The organism is Risungbinella massiliensis, assembly GCF_000942395.1.
GTDB lineage: Bacteria > Bacillota > Bacilli > Thermoactinomycetales > Thermoactinomycetaceae > Risungbinella > Risungbinella massiliensis.
The window spans coordinates 172,512-190,727 of record NZ_LN812102.1 but is presented as its reverse complement, the minus strand read 5'-3'; the positions used below and the strand labels follow the sequence as shown (position 1 = coordinate 190,727).

The following is an 18,216-nucleotide window of genomic DNA, read 5'->3' as shown; positions in this document are numbered from 1 at the left end:
GTTAATGTAAGACAACGGAAAGTCGAGTGAAAGGATTGATCCGTATAATGAAACCTGTCTTGTGTATACATGAATTCACTGATGAAAAGAGGTTGATCTTATGGCAAAACCGGAACTGGATAGGATAGGGTCTGTCAAATCGATTATAAATAAAATCAAGGAAAACCATCCGTTAACGCCTGGGTGGATGGGAGCTTGCTTATTACTTGCTTCCGTTTCGTTTTTAATCTACATTGTCCAAGGATATTATTTGTTGGGAACACATGGTTTTGGTGATTTCTTAACTGGGGCACTAATCTTCTTGCTCGGAATCTTTCTAGCAACTGGTGTGATTGCAGGGGTGTTGCATATAGCCAAGAAAATGCCAACACGTTACATTTGGGTGACACTTACTTCGGTTTGCTTGTTGATCATCAGCTTCATTGGCCCACTGTCATTGACTGCCATTGTTGTAGTATCGATCATCATTGCGGTTTCTGTATTAGGGGCACTTCTTTATCGGTTCTTTGTAGGGAAATACCAGAAGGTTAAGCTTTTTTCGAAAGTGATCGCAATTTTGTTAGCAATGATCGTTTTGATTTTCATAGGCACTGGTATGTACTGGCTACTAGATGAAGGTCATGCGGACCCGATGAAACCGTACTGGCTAAAAATGATGAAAGCAGCAGACCGTTACCAAACAAATTTGGAGAATCCGACTGTACAGGGATCATATCCAGTACACACATTGTCTTATGGTAGCACGAACAGCTACCGTAAAGAATTCAATCAGAGAGGATCTCTTTTGACCAAACCAGTGAATGGGTCTGCTTTTATAGAAAACTGGTCATCGATTCGAACGGATACATTTGGCTTCGGACCAGATAAGATGCCGCTCAATGGATTGGTTTGGTATCCTGAAGGAAAGGGACCGTTTCCGTTAATTGTTGCCGTTCATGGCAATCATATTGCAACTGACTATTCTGATCCAGGATACGAATATTTAGGCAAACTTCTAGCAAGTCGTGGTTATATCTTTGTATCGATCGATCAAAATTTCCTCAATACATCACCTTATGATGATTTGTTTATGTTTCGTGTGTTGGAGCAAGAAAATTTAGCCAGGGGTTGGCTAATACTGGAGCATCTCAAAACTTGGGAAAAATGGAACAAAATCAAGTCAACTCCCTTCTTCGAAAAAGTGGATATGAGTCGAATTGCGCTCATCGGCCATTCTCGGGGTGGCGAAGCGGTTACGGTCGCTACTGCATTCAATCAATTAGATGCTAATCCTGAAAATGGGAATATCAAGTTCAACTATCATTTTGGGATCCGTTCCGTTATTTCGATTGCAGGCACTGATCAGCAATACAAACCTACGGGAAAGCCAATTTTCTTAAAAGATTTGAATTATTTGGCGATACAAGGCTCTCATGATATGGATGTCAGCTCGTTTGACAGTGCCAGCCAATATAGCCGGATCAATTTTTCCGGTGGTAGTGATTATTTCAAATCATCAGTATACATTTACAGGGCAAACCACGGTCAGTTTAACAGTAAATGGGGAAAAATCGATGGTGTAGGACTCGGAAATAAACTATACAATATCGGTCAGCTAATGTCACAAGAAGAGCAGCAACAGGCGGCCAAGGTACTCATTTCATCCTTCTTAGATGCAACGATAAAAGGAAAAAACGAGTACAAACAAATCTTTCAAGATATCGGTTACGCTCAACGATGGCTTCCAGATACAATGTACATTAGTAACTACTGGGATTCTCATACGGAACTAATTAGTTCTTTCGATGAAGATATCAATCTAGAGAGTACAACTCTTACGGGCGGAAGGCTAATAGGGGAGAATCTGAAGGCATGGAAGGAAGAAAAGGTCGAGATGAAGTTCACTTCTGAATTGTACAGCGCGGTACGTCTCGAGTGGAACCATGAAAAAACATCTAATGTCCCCAGCTATACGGCTGATTTGACGAATAGCCAACTTGATGTACGGAATAATAGTTCCGTTGTCTTTTCAATGGCCAACGCTGATGATGAGAAGAGTAGTGAAGAGAACGATTCACTTATCGATTTAACTATAAAAGTTGTTGATAAAAATGGCGACCAAGCAACTCTTCCGCTCAGCAGTGTAACTCATTTACTCCCAATGTTGGAAGGGAAAATTATTAAATGGCCATTTACTTCTTTTTCACCAACAAAGGAACCTGTGTTTCAAAATTTTTCATTTCGATTGGCCGATTTTCAAAAGGTAAACCCAAATTTTGATCCAGATCAATTGAGCAATATCAGTTTTGTTTTCGATCGATCGAAAAAAGGTACCGTATTGATCAATGATATTGGCATTCGAAACAAAGATGTTGCTAGAAGGGAAAACATCTTAGAAAAAGAATAATAAATCTTCTTTACGAAAATTCCTAATTGTTATAAAGATCTTAAGTTATAATGTAAATATATTCTTTTTTAAAGAGAAGGAGCGAGTTTATTGAAGACAACTTTCAACGTCTTTTCGCCAGAATTCAAAAAACACGCCCATTTTTTCTATGCCCAAATTCGTAAAAATAGACCAGTGTATCCTGCAAAAATGCCAGATGGAAATCAAGCGTGGTTTGTTACTACCTACCAACACGCTTTAGAAGTAGTGAAGGACCCTCGCTTTATTAAAGATCCTCACGTATTTCTTGAAAATAGCATTATAAACGCACACCACGATAACTATCGGGAAATTATCATGAGTCATATGTTAAATACTGATCCGCCAGATCATACGCGAATCCGAAGATTAGTACAACCGTCTTTTACCCCTCAAGCAATTAAAGCTCGCAAAGAAATAATTGAGGCATTAGCTAATAAATTAATAGCTCAAATCGAAAAACGGGGAACCAAAGAGTTTTCCCTGATTCGAGACTTTGCATTTCCCTTACCATTTTTGGTGATCGCTAAGATGCTAGGAGTTCCAAGTGACGACCATGAACAGTTTAAGATGTGGTCTAATACCATTATAGAGGCTCTCAATGATCCTAAGTCAATCCAGAAAGCACAACCTCACTACCAAGCGTTTTTTGATTATATAAAAGATTTAGTAGCTGAGCGAAAAAGGGATCTCCGTGATGATTTAATCGCTTCTTGGATCCGAGCAGAAGAGGAGGGAGATAAGTTAAATGAGAAGGAATTATACGCAATGATTTTTCTCCTTATCATCGCCGGACATGAGACTACTGTAAATCTCATTGGCAATGGTGTTTTAGCCTTTATGGAAAACCGAGAGCAATGGGAGAAGTTAAAAGAAAATCCGGATTTGATTCCTAATGCAGTCGAAGAGGTTTTACGGTACTACAGCCCTGTAGAGGTAGCAACTACCAGATGGGCAAAAGAAGATCTTGTACTTGGAGGTGAACAGATCAGCAAAGGGGAGACGGTCTTCTTAGTACTTGGATCGATTAACCGAGATGAAAATCTTGTCACAAATGGAGATGTCTTTGATATTTCGAGAACTCCTAATAAACATATGGCATTTGGGCATGGAATCCATGTTTGTTTGGGAGCACCTCTAGCAAGATTAGAAGGAGAAATAGTGTTTCGAACACTGATTAACAAAATGCCTAATTTAGAGTTAGCTGTACCAGTAGAAGAAATAAAGTACCGTCCTGGTATTTTAATAAGAGGAGTTACAGAATTACCAGTTAAATATTAAACTCTATTTCTCTATAGCTAGTTGTTATATTTGATTATTTCAACTACCAGGTGTCTTAGAGAAGCCACTACAAGATAGAAAGAGAGGGATTTCAATATGTTTGAATATAAGCTTCATCCGCTTAGATTCTAAGCAGAACAGGCAAGTCAAGGATGGAGATTCGTTCAAATCTTTGCGCCAAGTAGAGGAGGGAACCCACGGTATTATGAATTGATTTTTGAAAGACCAAAAGATTAATACAGTGTAAAAAAATTAATTCTCCATTGCATTAAAAAGAGATCAGCAAATAGTAGCTGATCTCTTTTTTACTACTTGTATGGAACTGGTTGATAATAGTAGTTTGGTTTTTGATCTTTATTATCGTATCCACGGTGGAAGATATGAGTAGTAGCAGGGGAGACTGGTGGGATTAGCCATGTCCAGTCGCCTGTAGTGGCTCGTCCAGATTTATCTTCATTTTTTTCAAATGCTTTGAACTGTTGAGCTGCAGTATGATGGTCTACTATGGTGACTCCAAGCTTACGGAAAGAATGCAACACAGCCACATTTAGTTCGACTAAAGCTTTATCTTTCCACAAAGAAGAGCTTGAGCTTGTATCTAGACCCATTTCCTTTGCTACAACCGGTAAAAGATTATAACGATTATCATCGGATAAGTTTCTAGCTCCAATCTCGGTACCCATATACCATCCGTTGAATGGAGCTGCTACATAGTTAATCCCGCCTATTTCCATGCGCATTTCCGAAATAATAGGAACAGCATACCATTTCACTGGAAAGTCTTGAAATAGATCTAACTCAGGATGTTGAATCGGTACCTCCAGTACCATATCTTTTGGGATATCAAAATATTGAGGTTGTCCTTCATTCATCTGAATTACGAGGGGGAGAATATCGAAGTGAGTTCCTTCACCTTGCCATCCCAACTCCAAACAAACTTTCGTAAATTCAACTGAGGCGGAGTCACCAATAATTCCTTGATCTGTTTCATATCCTGCATAGCGAACCAATTGATGATTCCAGATACGAACAGGTACTTGTCCATTTTGTTGTTCTGGTTTATAAACAGTTATGCATGGTCGGATCTCTCCGTCATTTGTTGCATATTGAATGTGGTCTAATAAAGAGTGATAGACGTCTTCTGCATTATCGAGTTCACGTGCATCAAATACATCTAGCCGGTTCCAAAATAATCGTCCAATACAACGATTTGAGTTTCGCCATGCCATTTTTGCCCCATGTGCTAACTCTTCATATGTATGTTCATAGTGTCCTGTTGCTTCAATTTCTTTTTTTACTTCCTCAACTCTTCGTTGAGTCTCATGCAAATCCTTTCCTAATTCATCATAGCAAGAATATATAAAACTTGCCGCTTCTAAAAACAACATATTTTTATTCATTATTTTCCGTGTTCCTCCAAACTACAAATGAAAATACTTCGATATTAAAAGTTTCTTGATTTAGTGTACTTGTCTTTAATAAGAAAAGTCAAATAAAATATAAATTTTCAGATAATTTATGACAAAGAACTATGGGTAATAGAATGAATATTCTATAATCGGGAAAGGGGTGGGTGAAACTATTAATAAGGAAAAGTATTAAATAACGAATCGTAAAGAAACTATGGAATTAGCTATTATCAGGAGTTGATCCACAAGTCGTATCCATAAAAAATAATTTAGTTTTTCTTTTATTTCTCAATACTATAGTTAACTTTTTGTAATGAGATGCGAGAAACTGACAAAAAAGAGATGAGACTTACGAAAAAACGGCAAAATACTACAGAAAAAAACCTTATATAACGTTACAAAATAATTCTTTTGTAACGTTATAGAGAAAACAAACAAAAACAGCCTCTATAATCGTCCTATTTAGCTCTATTTTTGTCCTTAATATAGGGTTGGTACTTTTGTTGCTTAAAAATATGCGAAACAACTACTTTAGTCAATAAAACAAAAAGCACTCTAATAAAGTGCTTTTTGGAAATAAGTATACTTTTACTTTCAGACCTTAATTAGTCAGACCTTAATTAGGAGGCTCTTTTAAACCAATTGAGAATCCAATTAATTTTTTCTGATCGATTACTTGCCCATGTAAAGCATCGAAAAACGTATCAACCAGTTCAACTTTGATTGTTCCGCCTTCCTTAATCAAGGAATCATATACTTTTCTGATCTCCTCTTCGCTCTCTAATTGCAAAATAATACACACATTCTCACTGGTTGGTATTCTCCCATATGTATCAGAAAAATGAATGAGACTACTACCGAGGTGCAATTCAGCATGCAGCATCTTTCCGGTTATGCTCATTCAGGATTTTGATTTCTCCACCAAAAATACGTTGATAGTTTTCGATTGATTCTTTCACATTTGCAACATACACAAACGGGCTTGCACCTATCATTTTTATATCCTCCTACCTGCTAGTCCTTTCAAAATCATTCTTTCCCTTTAGATTTAACTACATTACCATTTTCTATCATTTATTTTGTAACGTTATTTTATTTTGAATCCCATCCAAATCCCTTCAGACTATCGGACACCTTATACTATTTTTATTCCTTATTTTAAAATAACTGGAAGAACTGAATAGGATCGAACAAAAGTTCCAGGTCGTAAAACCAATTTTTCTTTACGTACTCCTAGTCGTAATCTTGGGAATTCTCGATATAGTTGTTGTAATACCTCCTTCATTAATAGTCGAATAAACGAGCCACCCGCACAGAAATTTTTTTCTTTACCAAATGCTATATGCGGATTAGGATTACGTGACAACCAAAGTTTGTTTGCATTTTGAAACACTTGCTCATCCCGATTTGCTGAACCTAACGCTAAAAAGAGATAGTCTCCTCTATAAAGCGTCTTCCCCCTAAATATAAGATTGCGAGATACCCATCGATCTCGGGTTAATACGATAGGTGTACAGTATCGCAAAAATTCTTCTATAGCAGAATCTATTAGGTGTCTATGTTCCTGAAGCAATCTCTTCTGACTAGGGAAATCATGTAAGGCTACAACGGAGCATGTAAGAAGGCTTACTATCGTCTCATAACTAGTAACGATTAAGTTGAAAATAATCGCGATTACCTCGTGAGCCTGTAACTCTTTTGCACCATCATGGATCAATTCGCTCAGATAATCATCGATTGGTTTTTTTTGCTTCTGCTCTATGAGTTGTTGCAAACATAGAAGAAAATTTCTCATCGCCCTTTTCCCTTCCTCCGTTCTCGTTCCATCCCCCACTAAGTAGGTAGACCATACTTCAAAACGGGAGCGGTATTGTTCAGGTATGCTTATCAGATCGCATAGTAAAGATATAGACAATGGTTTTGCAAGCGCTTCCAATAAATCTATCTCTTGATCGATTTTCATCTTCTCAAGGAGCTTTGTTAAATGTTGATTCAGACTTTTGATCAACATAGTTAAATATTTAGGAGCAAAAGCTCTTCTGATCCAATATTTTAATCGTTGAGATTCAAATCCCTCTCTCAAAAACAAGCTTTGTATATAGAGACTGTTAGAGTCGATCCCAATAAGTTCTTGGAGAAAATCAGATTCTCCCACTATCATTCTTCCTCCCTTTGGAAAACGAATTGGGTCTTGTAAGATCTCCAGACAGTCATAATATCGGGAAATAATCCAGGCTCTTTTTCCATTAGGTAATAGATATAAATGAATTGGATCCTCTCTTCTTAACTCATAAAAAATCTCGTAGTAGTGGTTCCGAAAATGCGAAGAAAAGATATTCATCTCCACTTCGGTACTCCTTCCACATGTTAGGATCGGTCTTTCATCATAGCATATTTTTATCAATTATATTAGAAAATTTTATATTTTGGTAAATCTTTGTTTGCATTAACTACGATTTATATTGCAGATTTATGTATGGCTAACGCATTCACGATCCAACCGCAACGAAATGAGGGATAAACGTCATAAAACGTCCAATCTTTAATGTTCCAAGTATCCATTGAATGATACCAGTCAACATTGTTGCAGCAAGAAGATAATCTAGGCATGTGCCTTTACTAGTGTAATCTCAAGAGATCCATGGCACCCGTTGCAGCAAAGATCATATCAGGTCTCCCGCCTACAAAAGCAATTACCACTGTAATACAAAAAGATGCATATAAGCCAACCATTGGATCGACACCAGCAATAATAAAAAATGCAATTGCTTCTAGAATTAGCGCAAGAGCTACGGTGGTACCGGCTAAAATATCGCCTCGAATAGTTCCGAACCACTCTTGTTTATATGCTCGTCCAAATTTCTAAATCAATGAAACACCTCTTTTCAATATAATATTATCTGAATAACATAAATCCGAATATGACATAGTTTTATACATTTCCATCCGACTACTTGACTGTTATCTGGAATTATTCAATATGAGATAATATAGTCAAGCATCTCAATTGATACTTAGGAGTGAAGATGGTGATATATCATTTCGTTGGTTTAGATCATGTACAATTAGCAGCTCCTTCTGGATGTGAAACCGAGGCCCGTAAATTTTTCGGTAAAATATTAGGATTGCCAGAAGTTCCAAAACCGAAAAGCCTGCAAGGTCGTGGAGGTGTTTGGTTTCAATGTGGAGCCCAACAAATTCATATAGGAGTACAATCTGACTTTTCTCCTGCCAAAAAAGCCCACCCAGCATTTATCCTAGATAATTTAGCTGGGCTAAAAAAGCGACTCCTACAGCAAGGCATCCAAGTAATCGGTGATGATTTGCTAGAAGGGATTGATCGATTCTTTGTGAACGATCCATTTGGAAATCGATTAGAGTTTCTAGAAAAACAAAAGGACTAGTCCTTTTTCCAATGATAAAAAGCAATCAGTATCATTCATCCACTGATTGCTTTTTATCATTTCACTTCCTTGTTTACCTATCCATTACTTTATGGATACAACCGCTCCGCTGGTCATTTTCTTTAGTTCCTCTGGTGTTAAAGAAAACAGTGCTTTTGGATGGCCTGCTGCTGCCCATAGTTCGTCATACTGAAACAGGTCTTCATCTATTAAGGTTAAAATAGGTTCCGTATGTCCTAGAGGCGCAACACCTCCTATTACAAACCCAGTACGCTCTCGTACGAAATTTGCATCTGCTTTTTCTAATTTATCTCCTATTTGATTGGCAATTTGTTTTTCATTTACTCGATTCGCTCCACTTGCTACTACCAACAACGGCTTATTAGCGTGTTTTAAACGGAAAATGATAGACTTCGCAATTTGTGCAACCTCGCAGCCCATTGCATCTGCTGCTTCTTGAGCTGTTCGGGTGCTTTCTTCTAACTCTAGGATCTGATTGGAATACCCTAACTCTTGAAGTTTCTCTTGTACTCTCTGTGCACTCTCTTTTAATCTACCCAATAGTCGTACCTCCTCGATTTATGGAACCTTTCTAACTCTCCATTTTGGTCCGCATTATAAAGTTTCATTCCCTATCAACTTTTTCACTATATCAGAATTAGCTACTCCCAGCGATAACACCAAAAAACCACTAGACCTCGAAAGAAGATCTAGTGGTGATGATTAATGAAGTACCTTTAAACAGAGTGACTCTATTATTTCAGATACTGCCTTTTTTCCTTGTTGGATACAATCTGGTAACCCAATTCCCTCATAAAAAGATCCAGCTAAATATATATCGGGAAGTACGTTACTTAAACGATTCCGAGTATCTTGAAGCCATTCTTGGTGTCCTACTTCATAAGGAGGACGAGAATTTAGTAGCTTCTCTACCACAGCAATCTCAGGTTCACCGTTAATCTGTAGAGATTGGACACGGGCTAATTCTTCCAATGCAATTTGAATGATCTCGTCTTCCGATCGACTAGCCAATAGGTCATCTCCAGATCGGCCAACAAAACAACGTAACAATACTTTTCCCTCAGGGGTAGTATGCGGCCATTTTTTATGCAACCAAGTACATGCTGTGATCCGGTATCCTTCTTTCCGTGGGATCACAAAACCAGTTCCAGGAAGCTCAATCTGCACATTCTTGGTGTCGAAACCAAGAGCTACTGTTGCAACAGATGAGGGACTAGCATGTTGTAAAGACGGAAGCTCTATATATCGTCCCAAGACTTTCTGTGTAACAGGATGAGAAGTCGTAAACAAAATCTGGTCCGTATCAAATGCTCGACCATCTTGTAAAAAGATCCGGTAATGTCCAGCTGTTCGTATGACAGAGTCAACAGCTGCATTTTTTTGGATTAACCCAGTTGGTAATACGTCTTCTAACTGATGGACAAGACTTTCTAATCCACTCCGTAAAGTCTGAAACATTCCTTTGGATGTAACTGTTCCAGCGGATTTAGTTCGAGTTTGGCGCATTGCCGTAATGAGACTGCCGTATTGCTCTAATAATCCTTCATATTGTGGAAAAGTGGAACGAAGACTTAGTTGTTCAATATCATTTCCATATACCCCAGACAGAAGCGGTTCCATCACTTGATCTACCCATTCTCTGCCAAATCGGTCTTGGAAAAAGTTCCTGACTGATTGATCAGATTTAGAAGAGCGTACCGATCGAAATAGCTCCGCTCCAGCACGTTTCTTTCCTTTTTCGGAAACGAGTTCAGATTCCAACACAGCTTGCCACTTCGTAGGGATTCCCATTACAGAACCTGATGGAATCGGATAAAGACGATCTTGACGAAGTATATACGATTGACCGACCGAATTGTTTACTAAATCTTTTTCCAGTCCGAGATCGATTGCTAATTGTGTTGCGTATCCTTTTCGCTCCAACCAGGAATCAGGTCCACCTTCTATGGTAAACCCGTGAGTATGAGTTGTCTGGATCTTTCCGCCAACTCGCTCACTCGCTTCTAATAAGGTAATGGTAATAGGAAGGTTCCGCTCTTGAATCTCTCGGTGGAGATAAAAGGCTGCCGATAGACCTGTTAATCCACCCCCTACGATGGTGATATGGGATGGATCAGTCAACACAGGAGATCACCCCAACGCTTACCATTTTTTTCGTGACTACTTCTGATAAACATTGAATAAAAGCCGTACCTGCATTTGGCATTGGAGGTCGATAGTAACTAGCGCCAAGCTCGTCCGTCACAGCTTTACATTCTACGTCGTTATCATAGAGAACCTCAAGATGTTCTGCTACAAATCCAACTGGACAGTAGACAAAGCGGTTGTATCCTTTTTTCGTAGCTAGATCTCTCGTTAGATCTTGTACATCTGGACCTAGCCATGGCTCTGGAGTACGCCCAGCACTTTGCCAACCTACTGCATAATGCGGGATCGCTGCAACTTCAGCAATCAGTTTGGCTGTCTCTTCCAGTTGAGCAGGATAGGGATCATTACTCTTCAAAATTCGTTCTGGCAAGCTATGCGCAGAGAATATGACCACTGTTTTCTCCCGTTCTTCCTCTGAAAAAGAGTCAATAATACTACGAATACCTTCTTCCCAAAACTGGATAAAACGTGCCTCCTGATACCAGCTATCCACGGAATGAATAGTAAGTCCGCCTAATTCATCAGCTTTTTGTTTGGCTCGCTCGTTGTAAATTTTGACACTGAACGTGGAATAGTGAGGTGCAAGAACCAAACTGATCGCTTCTGTAATACCGTCTTGATGCATCTGGGTGACTGCATCTTCAATAAATGGATGTGCATGCTTTAATCCAAGGTATCCGACAAACTCCACATTCGGGAATTGCTGATTCATCTCTTCTGTCAAACGCGTTACTTGGTCATCTGTAATTTGAGCAAAATGATTAACATCTCCAATAGCCTGATAACGAGAAATCAAGTCTGAGAGTAACTCAGGGGTTGGTTTTCTGCCATGACGAATATGAGTGTAGTATGGTTCGACTTCTTCGATACTTTTAGGCGTTCCATATGACATCAATAGTAAGCCTACGCGTTTTCTCTCCATGGAAATCCCCTTATCTACTGGTATAATCGTGGACAAACTTCGTCAGTTTCTGCAAAGTCTCTACGTCGCATTGTGGGAAGATACCATGACCCAGATTAAAGATATAGCCAGGTTGTTGTATCCCTTGATCTAAAATCTCCCGTGTTTTCGCCTCAATTTGATCCCAAGGTGCTAATAAGAGGGCTGGATCCAGGTTCCCTTGCAAAGCAGTAGTTACACCTTCTCGCTCACGAGCTTCTTGGATAGTAATTCTCCAATCCAGTCCCAACACATCTACTGGAAGCTGGTTCATATCTTTCAATAAATGATTTGCCCCAACGCCAAAATAGATAGTTGGAACATCAGTCTTTTTCAGTTCCGTAAAGATACGGTTCATTACTGGGAAAATAAACGTCTGATAATCCTCTCGATTCAAAGCACCAACCCATGTGTCAAATACTTGGACAGCCTGAGCCCCTGCTGCAATCTGTGCTTTTAGATACGTAATTACCAAATCCCCTAGTTTTTCCATTAATTTCGTCCATGTCTGGGGTTGGGTATACATAAGCGCTTTGGTTTTATAATAGTTTTTGGATGGTCCGCCTTCGACCATATAGCTAGCTAACGTAAAAGGAGCTCCAGCAAAGCCGATCAGTGGTACAGGTAAGCGTTCTGTAAGGATTTTAACTGCTTCTCCTATGTAAGGAACATGTGACAGAGGATCTAGCTCCCCTAATCTTTCTACATCTGCTAATGATTGAATCGGATTCGAAATAACCGGACCAATACCTGATTTAATCTCGACATCTACCCCAATCGGTTTAAGTGGTGTCATGATATCTGCAAACAAAATAGCAGCATCTACGTCTAATTGTTGGATTGGGAGCATAGTAACTTCAGCACATACTTCAGGGAAATAGTTCATCTCAAAAAAGGTATACTTTTCACGGATCTTGCGGTATTCAGGTTGATACCTTCCTGCTTGGCGCATATACCAGACGGGAGTATGGTCCGTCGGTTCCTTACGACAAGCACGTAAAAAATTATCGTTAAAGGTTTTGTTGGTCACGATAATAGCCTCTTCCCTATTAGTGTAGTTTTTCACAATTATGTTCATGTATGATAATCAGATCCTACATTTCATAATGGGATCCTGTCTCACTCAGTTCAAATTATACAACACTTAAAAAACCAAGTGGAATCAATCAAAAAGTTTCAAAACGACTGCTACTATTCTAACTTTTGCTCTCTTTTGAAGTCAAGAAACGAACCAACCATCGTTCAAAGCCAAGAAAAACAATAGAATCAAGCCTAATTCACCATACAAAGTTTTGGGAACCATTGCAATTAGTATCCATTAATTCATAATTCCTGTCACAAAACTGGCACAAAGCATAGTCTCGTAACTTTTTATGAGGTTCATTTTATCAAAATCAGCCATTGGGATGGAATAGTTCAAAAACGTTACAATGATAGATGATACAAAATATATTTGACAAAAAACCGTCCGGTAGGTACAGCAAAACTGTACCTACCGGACGGTTTTAGTGAGGGGATATAAAATGGGGAATGCTTCTACCACAAGAGAAAAATTACTACAAGCAGCTGGAGTCGTTGTACAAGAAAAAGGGGTTAGCCAGTTAACGCTAGAGAGTGTCGCAAAACAAGCTGGAGTAAGCAAAGGTGGGCTTCTCTATCATTTTCCAAACAAAGAGGCACTAATCAGAGCCATGGTAGACTACCTGATGCAATTAAACACTCATACCTTGTTAGAACATAAGACCCAAGGATCTGACAAAGGACACTTTGTAAGAGCGTTCTTGGAGACTACGGAAGTCTCCCCAAAGCAGAGAGAACTTAGTGCAGGACTGATTGCGGCTTTTGTAACCAATCCTGAATTACTTCAAACTGTTCGTGAACACTACCAAAACTGGCAGGAACGCGTTGAAAACGATGGGATCGATCCTGCTCTCGCTACCGTGGTAAGACTAGCATCTGATGGGATCTTCTTTGCGGATCTCTTTCAATTGGCTCCCCCATCAGGTGATCTAAGACGACAAGTATTTCTACTACTAGAAGAGATGACAAGGGGTGAAGAGGATGGAGGTAATGGAGAAACAGACTAGCAATGCTGCATGGGGAATTATACTGATTGCAGGTGTTTTGGAGATCGGGTGGGCGATCGGATTAAAATCTTCCCATGGTTTTACAGAGTTGATCCCCTCTCTTGTTGTTCTAGTCTTATTACCGATCAGTTTTTATCTTTTTGCAAAAGCACTAAAGATCCTACCTATAGGAACAGCTTATACTGTTTTTACCGGAATTGGGTCTGCTGGTACTGTTATATATGAGATTCTCTTTATGGAGGAACCAGCGAGTATTGGAAAAATCACCTTTCTCGTAATCTTACTTATCGGGGTAATCGGACTGAAGTTAAGTGATAAAGGAAAAGAAGAGTCCCATTCTATAGAGAGGGGAACCCACTAATGGCGTGGATCTATCTTGTATTAGCTGGGCTTGGAGAGGTTACGGGAGTCATTGCTCTTAACTTGACCAATGGTTTCCATAACAAAAAGCCCCTTTTTTTTGGAATACCAGCTACAGTAGCTAGCTTTTACTTTCTTTCCCTTGCGATGCGTGAGATTCCAGTGGGTACGGCTTACAGTATCTGGACTGGAATCGGGGCAGCAGGTTCCGTTTTGATTGGAATGCTCTTTTTCCGAGAATCCAAAGACTGGCTTCGGATCCTCTTTCTTAGCTTGATTATAATCGGGGTGATTGGACTTCGATTTATAGGGCATTAATGGGTCTCCCTAAACAGAGTGGGACTCTTCTTGGAGAATTAGCAAACTCCATTCGATTCTACTATGTGTAGTTCTCAAAATTAGGGCTATCTATCAGCCCTGCCAATACAGCGATAGTGCCCATATGGGTGAAACTCTTGTTACCATTCCCAATAGACTTAGGATTTCAAAATCATATCTGAACGATAACTAATAACAAAAACCAACTGATTCTTTTTTGAATTAGTTGGTTTTTTCAAATGGAGGATTCTTTATAATGTAGTAGTTTTGTTAAAACATGATTTCGCTTGTTTCTTTTAATGTGACAAATCTGCCACCTAGCATATTGTTGTGGTGTTCTACAACTTGAGAAGCTGAAAGCACTGCAGTATCAAATGTGCTATGAGCATCTTTTACCAATATATTCTCTTTGTACCCTATGCTATATGCTCTTCTGCAAGTTGTGTCCACGCAAAATTGGGTTTGCATACCTGCAATGATTAGTTTTTCGATTCCGAGTTCTTGTAATTTTTCGTGTAATGTTGTTTGGTAAAAGGCATCCCACGAAGACTTTCGAACAACAATATCGGTTGCGAACGGCTGGACATCATGATGAATCTCCCATGTTCGTTTTCCTTCACTAAGCACACTATCAGAATCAAGATCAGTATGCTGTATATAGATCACTGGTATATTTGATTGACGTGCTTTTGTAAGCAGAGTAGAAATGTTATGGAGTACTTCTTGTTCGTTCCATAAAGATCCACCTTCATAAGAAAACATGATGTTTTGAACATCTATCAGTAATAAAGCAACTTTCTCATTCATCTTGCTGCCCCCTATTTCATCAACTTTACAACAAAATATCTTATATTATTATATTAGAGAATCCTTTGTATTTAAAAATAATAAGAAGTTTTATACAGAAGCACACCGTCATTTTTTGAAATGATAGGATCACCTAACAATAATCTATTAATATCTTTATTGGTACGTCCTCAAGTGCCACCAAAAGACTAAATACAGTCATTTATTTAGTATCCGTTTCCTCGTAATTCTCCCTTTTGTTTCAAGATCGCAATCTAGGATAGTTCCTGTTCCACCTGTGTTTTTTGAAAATCGATGACCTCTATCACACAAAAGGGGTTTGAGAATGAGTATTCTCGATATGGTGGTAATAGTTCAGTTTTTCTTGTAATACTTCCTGACGCTTATGCAGAATCTCCTGTTGGATGTTGTGTTCCAATCGATCAAACAATGCCACCCGAACCAGAAATACATTTCAAAAAGCCAAAAGCCTAGGAAAGTAAATCCTAGACTTTTGGCTTTAATTCAATAGGAAAATCACGTTTCTAAGTATTTAAGAGATCCCACTCACAAGTTGACTCAAGGCTTTGTCAATCGGTTTTAACGGCCGGCCAAGAATCTTTTCGAAATCATTGCTCTCGATCTCAAGGGCACCTTCCCGAATGCCTTTCTGGATTTCTACAAGCATCGGAATAACGAAGTCCGGTACACCAGCATTTTTCATTATGTCAGCATAGGTGGCATCATCGACTTGTTTTACAGGTACTTCCTTACCCAAAACAGTACCGAGAGCATGCGCTAGTTCTTCTTGAGTCAATAGCTTGCCAGACAACTCATAGACAGTGTTCTCATGTCCGTTTCCTGTCAATACCGTTGCTGCTGCTTCCGCATATTCTTCCTGCATAGCCCAACCCACCTTGCCAGATTTCGCAGATGTTACCCAAGGTGCTCCTGCCAACCCACCTTGAATGCTCGCGATCTCGTTTTCAAGGTACCAGTTATTGCGTAGGAACGAGTATGGAATACCGGTTTTGAGAATGGCTTTTTCTGCGGCTTGGTGTGGTGGTGCGAGAAACATCTTACTTTCACTTGCATTCGCCAAACTCGTATAAGCGATGAAGCCTACTTTTGCGCGTGCTGCTGCTTCTACAGCATTGGTATGCTGAGTGATTCTAGTTTCATTGTCTCCATCCGCAGAAATGATCAATAACCGATCAATCCCAGAAAAAGCAACATCCAAAGTTTCTGGACGGTCAAAGTCTCCGTGTCGGACGTCTACTCCGCGGGCACGAAGACCTTCTGCTTTCTCCGGGTTACGAACACTTACAACCAGTTGATTTGCGGGTGTAGATTTCAATAATATCTCTACCACTTTTGTTCCCAGTTTCCCTGTTGCTCCAGTAACCAATAGTTTCATTGTTGATTCCTCCAGTTTTTGTTGTATCTATTTATGTTATAACAAAATAAGTTACAACATTTATATAAAATAAGAGCTCTAAAAATGAGCTTTTATTTTATATAAACTTTCTAGTCAATTGGTCTAATGTCGTTTGCCCCAACCTTTGTTCCATAGCGGATTGAGCATCTTTCAATTCCGCTTGAAGAGCTTGCTCAATATTCCGCCCGACAGGGCAATGAATATTGGGGTTTTCGTGTATACGAAATAGTCCCTTCTCCTCTGTCACATTGACAGCCCGGTAAACATCAAGAAGTGTGATTTGGTCGGGATCCTTGAGCAAGGATGCACCTCCTACCCCTGGACGAACGTCCACTAACCCAGTTTTTTTTAGCATGCCCATAATTCTCCGGATTACAACGGGATTAGTATTGACGCTACTTGCGATAAAGTCCCCAGTACAATCCGTCGGACTAATAGCAATCAGGGAAAGGGTATGGATAGCAATGGAAAAGCGCGTACTGATTTGCATCTTGTGTCACCACCGTTGTAACAATTATAGTTACAATAACATCTTGTGTCAATAATCAAGGATCCATTTTATGTTCTCACGATTTTTCCTACCTGCTTTAGAGTGAGCGGATATCATGCTTCTTTCCTAATGCCCAATTCCCACCCGATAGGAATCACAGCTCTCTGGGAAAAATACTGGTTATTTCATCAATGTTCCAAAGAGAGAATAATAGTAAAAGAGCCAATCTTTATCTATAAAAAAGATTGGCCTTAGTGCTTGTTGAATAGATCATCAAAGAGTATGAGTATTTATATTTATCTATATGGAAATCAGATATTCTTCGTTTCATATTTCACACCAAAAAACATAGGAAAAATTTCTATACTAGCAGGCATTTTTGCATTCTGGAGTTCTTGAATATATCTTTCCCGATCATAAGGAACTTTTTTCAGGTGACAACGAATTTGACCCTTTTCTAACTCAATCACCCCATATCGTGCGAATCTATCATGAGAAACTCCCAGAGCACCTGGATTAAATCGTACTTGTTGTTGATCAGTCTGCCAATAAGCAGTAACGTGTGTATGACCAAACAGTACGAGATTTTCTTGATAAGGCGCAAATAGTTCTTGTAGATACGAGACAGGAGTCGGATAGGAATGAATGGGTGCATAGGGACTTTGAGAAATATGTAAACCATTATGCTCCAGTGGAATATGATAGTGTAGTAGTCGAATAGAGTGACCATTCTCCTCAAGCACAAGAGACCGTTGCTTGTTTGCTAACCAATCTAGCAATCTATCGTCTATTTGTCGGTAAACCCATTCGTGATGTGCTTTATTCTCTGCTGTGTCCTCTGGGACTGCCTCTCCACGGTGAATTGCCAAGATGTATTCATCATGATTACCTAATACAAGATGAAGATTGGGGTATTCCTGTAACCTCTGCAATACTTCTTTTGATTGATGTCCTATGGATAAAATATCCCCCAGACAGTAAACCTCTCGAATCTCTTCATTCTCTAGTTCTTCTAATACTGCTTGTAGAGCATAGTCATTTCCATGTAAATCTGTCACTACTGCGAAACGTTTCATGTTATCCCCCTATTCACTATCAAATAAAAAAGCACCTCATATGGAGATGCTTTT

Annotated in this window: 16 protein-coding genes and 3 pseudogenes; 7 read left to right on the top strand and 12 right to left on the bottom strand. The window is 39.2% G+C overall.

The window, feature by feature from the left end; translation table 11 throughout:
- Positions 1-100: 100 nt before the first annotated feature.
- From VJ09_RS01350 to VJ09_RS17880, 3 genes and pseudogenes are all read left to right on the top strand, one after another.
- A complete protein-coding gene (locus VJ09_RS01350) occupies positions 101-2,386 on the top strand; it encodes an alpha/beta hydrolase (RefSeq protein ID WP_044639920.1) in 2,286 nt (761 codons plus the stop codon).
- Between the two features lie 90 nt (positions 2,387-2,476).
- Positions 2,477-3,685 (top strand): cytochrome P450 family protein, encoded by a 1,209-nt coding sequence (locus VJ09_RS01345; RefSeq protein WP_044639919.1) that lies wholly within the window; start codon positions 2,477-2,479, stop codon positions 3,683-3,685.
- A gap of 132 nt (positions 3,686-3,817) precedes the next feature.
- Positions 3,818-3,922: pseudogene (locus VJ09_RS17880) on the top strand (DUF4177 domain-containing protein); the annotation flags it as partial.
- A gap of 71 nt (positions 3,923-3,993) precedes the next feature.
- Here the strand turns inward: VJ09_RS17880 and VJ09_RS01340 are convergent.
- From VJ09_RS01340 to VJ09_RS17875, 4 genes and pseudogenes are all read right to left on the bottom strand, one after another.
- Positions 3,994-5,085: a nitric oxide synthase oxygenase gene (locus tag VJ09_RS01340; protein ID WP_044639918.1), complete on the bottom strand. Its 1,092-nt coding sequence runs from the start codon at positions 5,083-5,085 to the stop codon at positions 3,994-3,996.
- Positions 5,086-5,714: 629 nt separating this feature from the next.
- Positions 5,715-6,089: pseudogene (locus VJ09_RS01335) on the bottom strand (VOC family protein).
- A gap of 158 nt (positions 6,090-6,247) precedes the next feature.
- Positions 6,248-7,435 carry a cytochrome P450 gene (locus VJ09_RS01330; RefSeq protein WP_230199121.1) on the bottom strand — a complete coding sequence of 396 codons (1,188 nt, stop codon included), beginning with the start codon at positions 7,433-7,435 and terminating at the stop codon, positions 6,248-6,250.
- 134 nt (positions 7,436-7,569) lie between these two features.
- A pseudogene (locus VJ09_RS17875) lies at positions 7,570-7,917 on the bottom strand (SulP family inorganic anion transporter); the annotation flags it as partial.
- A gap of 206 nt (positions 7,918-8,123) precedes the next feature.
- Here VJ09_RS17875 and VJ09_RS01325 point away from each other — a divergent pair.
- Complete coding sequence (locus tag VJ09_RS01325) at positions 8,124-8,498, top strand: VOC family protein (RefSeq protein ID WP_044641499.1); 375 nt, start codon at positions 8,124-8,126, stop codon at positions 8,496-8,498.
- An 84-nt stretch (positions 8,499-8,582) separates the two neighbouring features.
- On the opposite strand, the gene VJ09_RS01320 is transcribed toward VJ09_RS01325, so the two are convergent.
- The 4 genes from VJ09_RS01320 to hemE all read right to left on the bottom strand — a co-directional run bounded on the left by VJ09_RS01320 (position 8,583) and on the right by hemE (position 12,637).
- The gene (locus VJ09_RS01320) at positions 8,583-9,059 is read right to left on the bottom strand and encodes a YbaK/EbsC family protein (protein WP_044639916.1); all 477 of its coding nucleotides are present in this window, start codon (positions 9,057-9,059) and stop codon (positions 8,583-8,585) included.
- A 162-nt stretch (positions 9,060-9,221) separates the two neighbouring features.
- Complete coding sequence (hemY, locus tag VJ09_RS01315; protein WP_044639915.1) at positions 9,222-10,640, bottom strand: protoporphyrinogen oxidase; 1,419 nt, start codon at positions 10,638-10,640, stop codon at positions 9,222-9,224.
- Positions 10,633-11,589: a ferrochelatase gene (gene hemH / locus VJ09_RS01310; RefSeq protein ID WP_044639914.1), complete on the bottom strand. Its 957-nt coding sequence runs from the start codon at positions 11,587-11,589 to the stop codon at positions 10,633-10,635. The genes hemY and hemH overlap by 8 nt, the downstream gene beginning before the upstream one ends.
- A gap of 10 nt (positions 11,590-11,599) precedes the next feature.
- The gene (hemE, locus tag VJ09_RS01305; RefSeq protein WP_044639913.1) at positions 11,600-12,637 is read right to left on the bottom strand and encodes a uroporphyrinogen decarboxylase; all 1,038 of its coding nucleotides are present in this window, start codon (positions 12,635-12,637) and stop codon (positions 11,600-11,602) included.
- Between the two features lie 493 nt (positions 12,638-13,130).
- Here hemE and VJ09_RS01300 point away from each other — a divergent pair, with 493 nt between their 5' ends.
- From VJ09_RS01300 to VJ09_RS01290, 3 genes are read left to right on the top strand one after another with little or no spacing between them, the layout of a single operon-like run.
- On the top strand, positions 13,131-13,694 hold the full coding sequence (locus tag VJ09_RS01300) for a TetR/AcrR family transcriptional regulator (RefSeq protein ID WP_044639912.1): 564 nt from the start codon (positions 13,131-13,133) through the stop codon (positions 13,692-13,694).
- On the top strand, positions 13,678-14,055 hold the full coding sequence (locus VJ09_RS01295; protein ID WP_044639911.1) for a DMT family transporter: 378 nt from the start codon (positions 13,678-13,680) through the stop codon (positions 14,053-14,055). Before VJ09_RS01300 ends, VJ09_RS01295 begins: the two co-directional genes overlap by 17 nt.
- Positions 14,055-14,372 (top strand): DMT family transporter, encoded by a 318-nt coding sequence (locus VJ09_RS01290; protein ID WP_044639910.1) that lies wholly within the window; start codon positions 14,055-14,057, stop codon positions 14,370-14,372. Before VJ09_RS01295 ends, VJ09_RS01290 begins: the two co-directional genes overlap by 1 nt.
- A 270-nt stretch (positions 14,373-14,642) precedes the next feature.
- On the opposite strand, the gene VJ09_RS01285 is transcribed toward VJ09_RS01290, so the two are convergent.
- From VJ09_RS01285 to VJ09_RS01270, 4 genes are all read right to left on the bottom strand, one after another.
- Positions 14,643-15,179, bottom strand: a complete 537-nt coding sequence (locus VJ09_RS01285; protein WP_044639909.1) for a cysteine hydrolase family protein — start codon at positions 15,177-15,179, stop codon at positions 14,643-14,645.
- Positions 15,180-15,711: 532 nt separating this feature from the next.
- On the bottom strand, positions 15,712-16,575 hold the full coding sequence (locus tag VJ09_RS01280; RefSeq protein WP_044639908.1) for an SDR family oxidoreductase: 864 nt from the start codon (positions 16,573-16,575) through the stop codon (positions 15,712-15,714).
- A gap of 97 nt (positions 16,576-16,672) precedes the next feature.
- Positions 16,673-17,086, bottom strand: a complete 414-nt coding sequence (locus VJ09_RS01275) for an Rrf2 family transcriptional regulator (protein WP_044639907.1) — start codon at positions 17,084-17,086, stop codon at positions 16,673-16,675.
- Positions 17,087-17,397: 311 nt separating this feature from the next.
- Complete coding sequence (locus VJ09_RS01270) at positions 17,398-18,162, bottom strand: metallophosphoesterase family protein (RefSeq protein ID WP_044639906.1); 765 nt, start codon at positions 18,160-18,162, stop codon at positions 17,398-17,400.
- Between the last annotated feature and the right edge of the window lie 54 nt (positions 18,163-18,216).

Bases quoted from the DNA above. Each gene is read 5' to 3' on its own strand.
- VJ09_RS01350 (WP_044639920.1), top strand. From the start codon at position 101: ATGGCAAAACCGGAACTGGATAGGATAGGGTCTGTCAAATCGATTATA.
- VJ09_RS01340 (WP_044639918.1), bottom strand. From the start codon at position 5,085: ATGAATAAAAATATGTTGTTTTTAGAAGCGGCAAGTTTTATATATTCT.
- VJ09_RS01330 (WP_230199121.1), bottom strand. From the start codon at position 7,435: ATGAATATCTTTTCTTCGCATTTTCGGAACCACTACTACGAGATTTTT.
- hemH (WP_044639914.1), bottom strand. From the start codon at position 11,589: ATGGAGAGAAAACGCGTAGGCTTACTATTGATGTCATATGGAACGCCT.
- VJ09_RS01300 (WP_044639912.1), top strand. From the start codon at position 13,131: ATGGGGAATGCTTCTACCACAAGAGAAAAATTACTACAAGCAGCTGGA.
- VJ09_RS01295 (WP_044639911.1), top strand. From the start codon at position 13,678: ATGGAGAAACAGACTAGCAATGCTGCATGGGGAATTATACTGATTGCA.
- VJ09_RS01290 (WP_044639910.1), top strand. From the start codon at position 14,055: ATGGCGTGGATCTATCTTGTATTAGCTGGGCTTGGAGAGGTTACGGGA.
- VJ09_RS01285 (WP_044639909.1), bottom strand. From the start codon at position 15,179: ATGAATGAGAAAGTTGCTTTATTACTGATAGATGTTCAAAACATCATG.
- VJ09_RS01280 (WP_044639908.1), bottom strand. From the start codon at position 16,575: ATGAAACTATTGGTTACTGGAGCAACAGGGAAACTGGGAACAAAAGTG.
- VJ09_RS01275 (WP_044639907.1), bottom strand. From the start codon at position 17,086: ATGCAAATCAGTACGCGCTTTTCCATTGCTATCCATACCCTTTCCCTG.
- VJ09_RS01270 (WP_044639906.1), bottom strand. From the start codon at position 18,162: ATGAAACGTTTCGCAGTAGTGACAGATTTACATGGAAATGACTATGCT.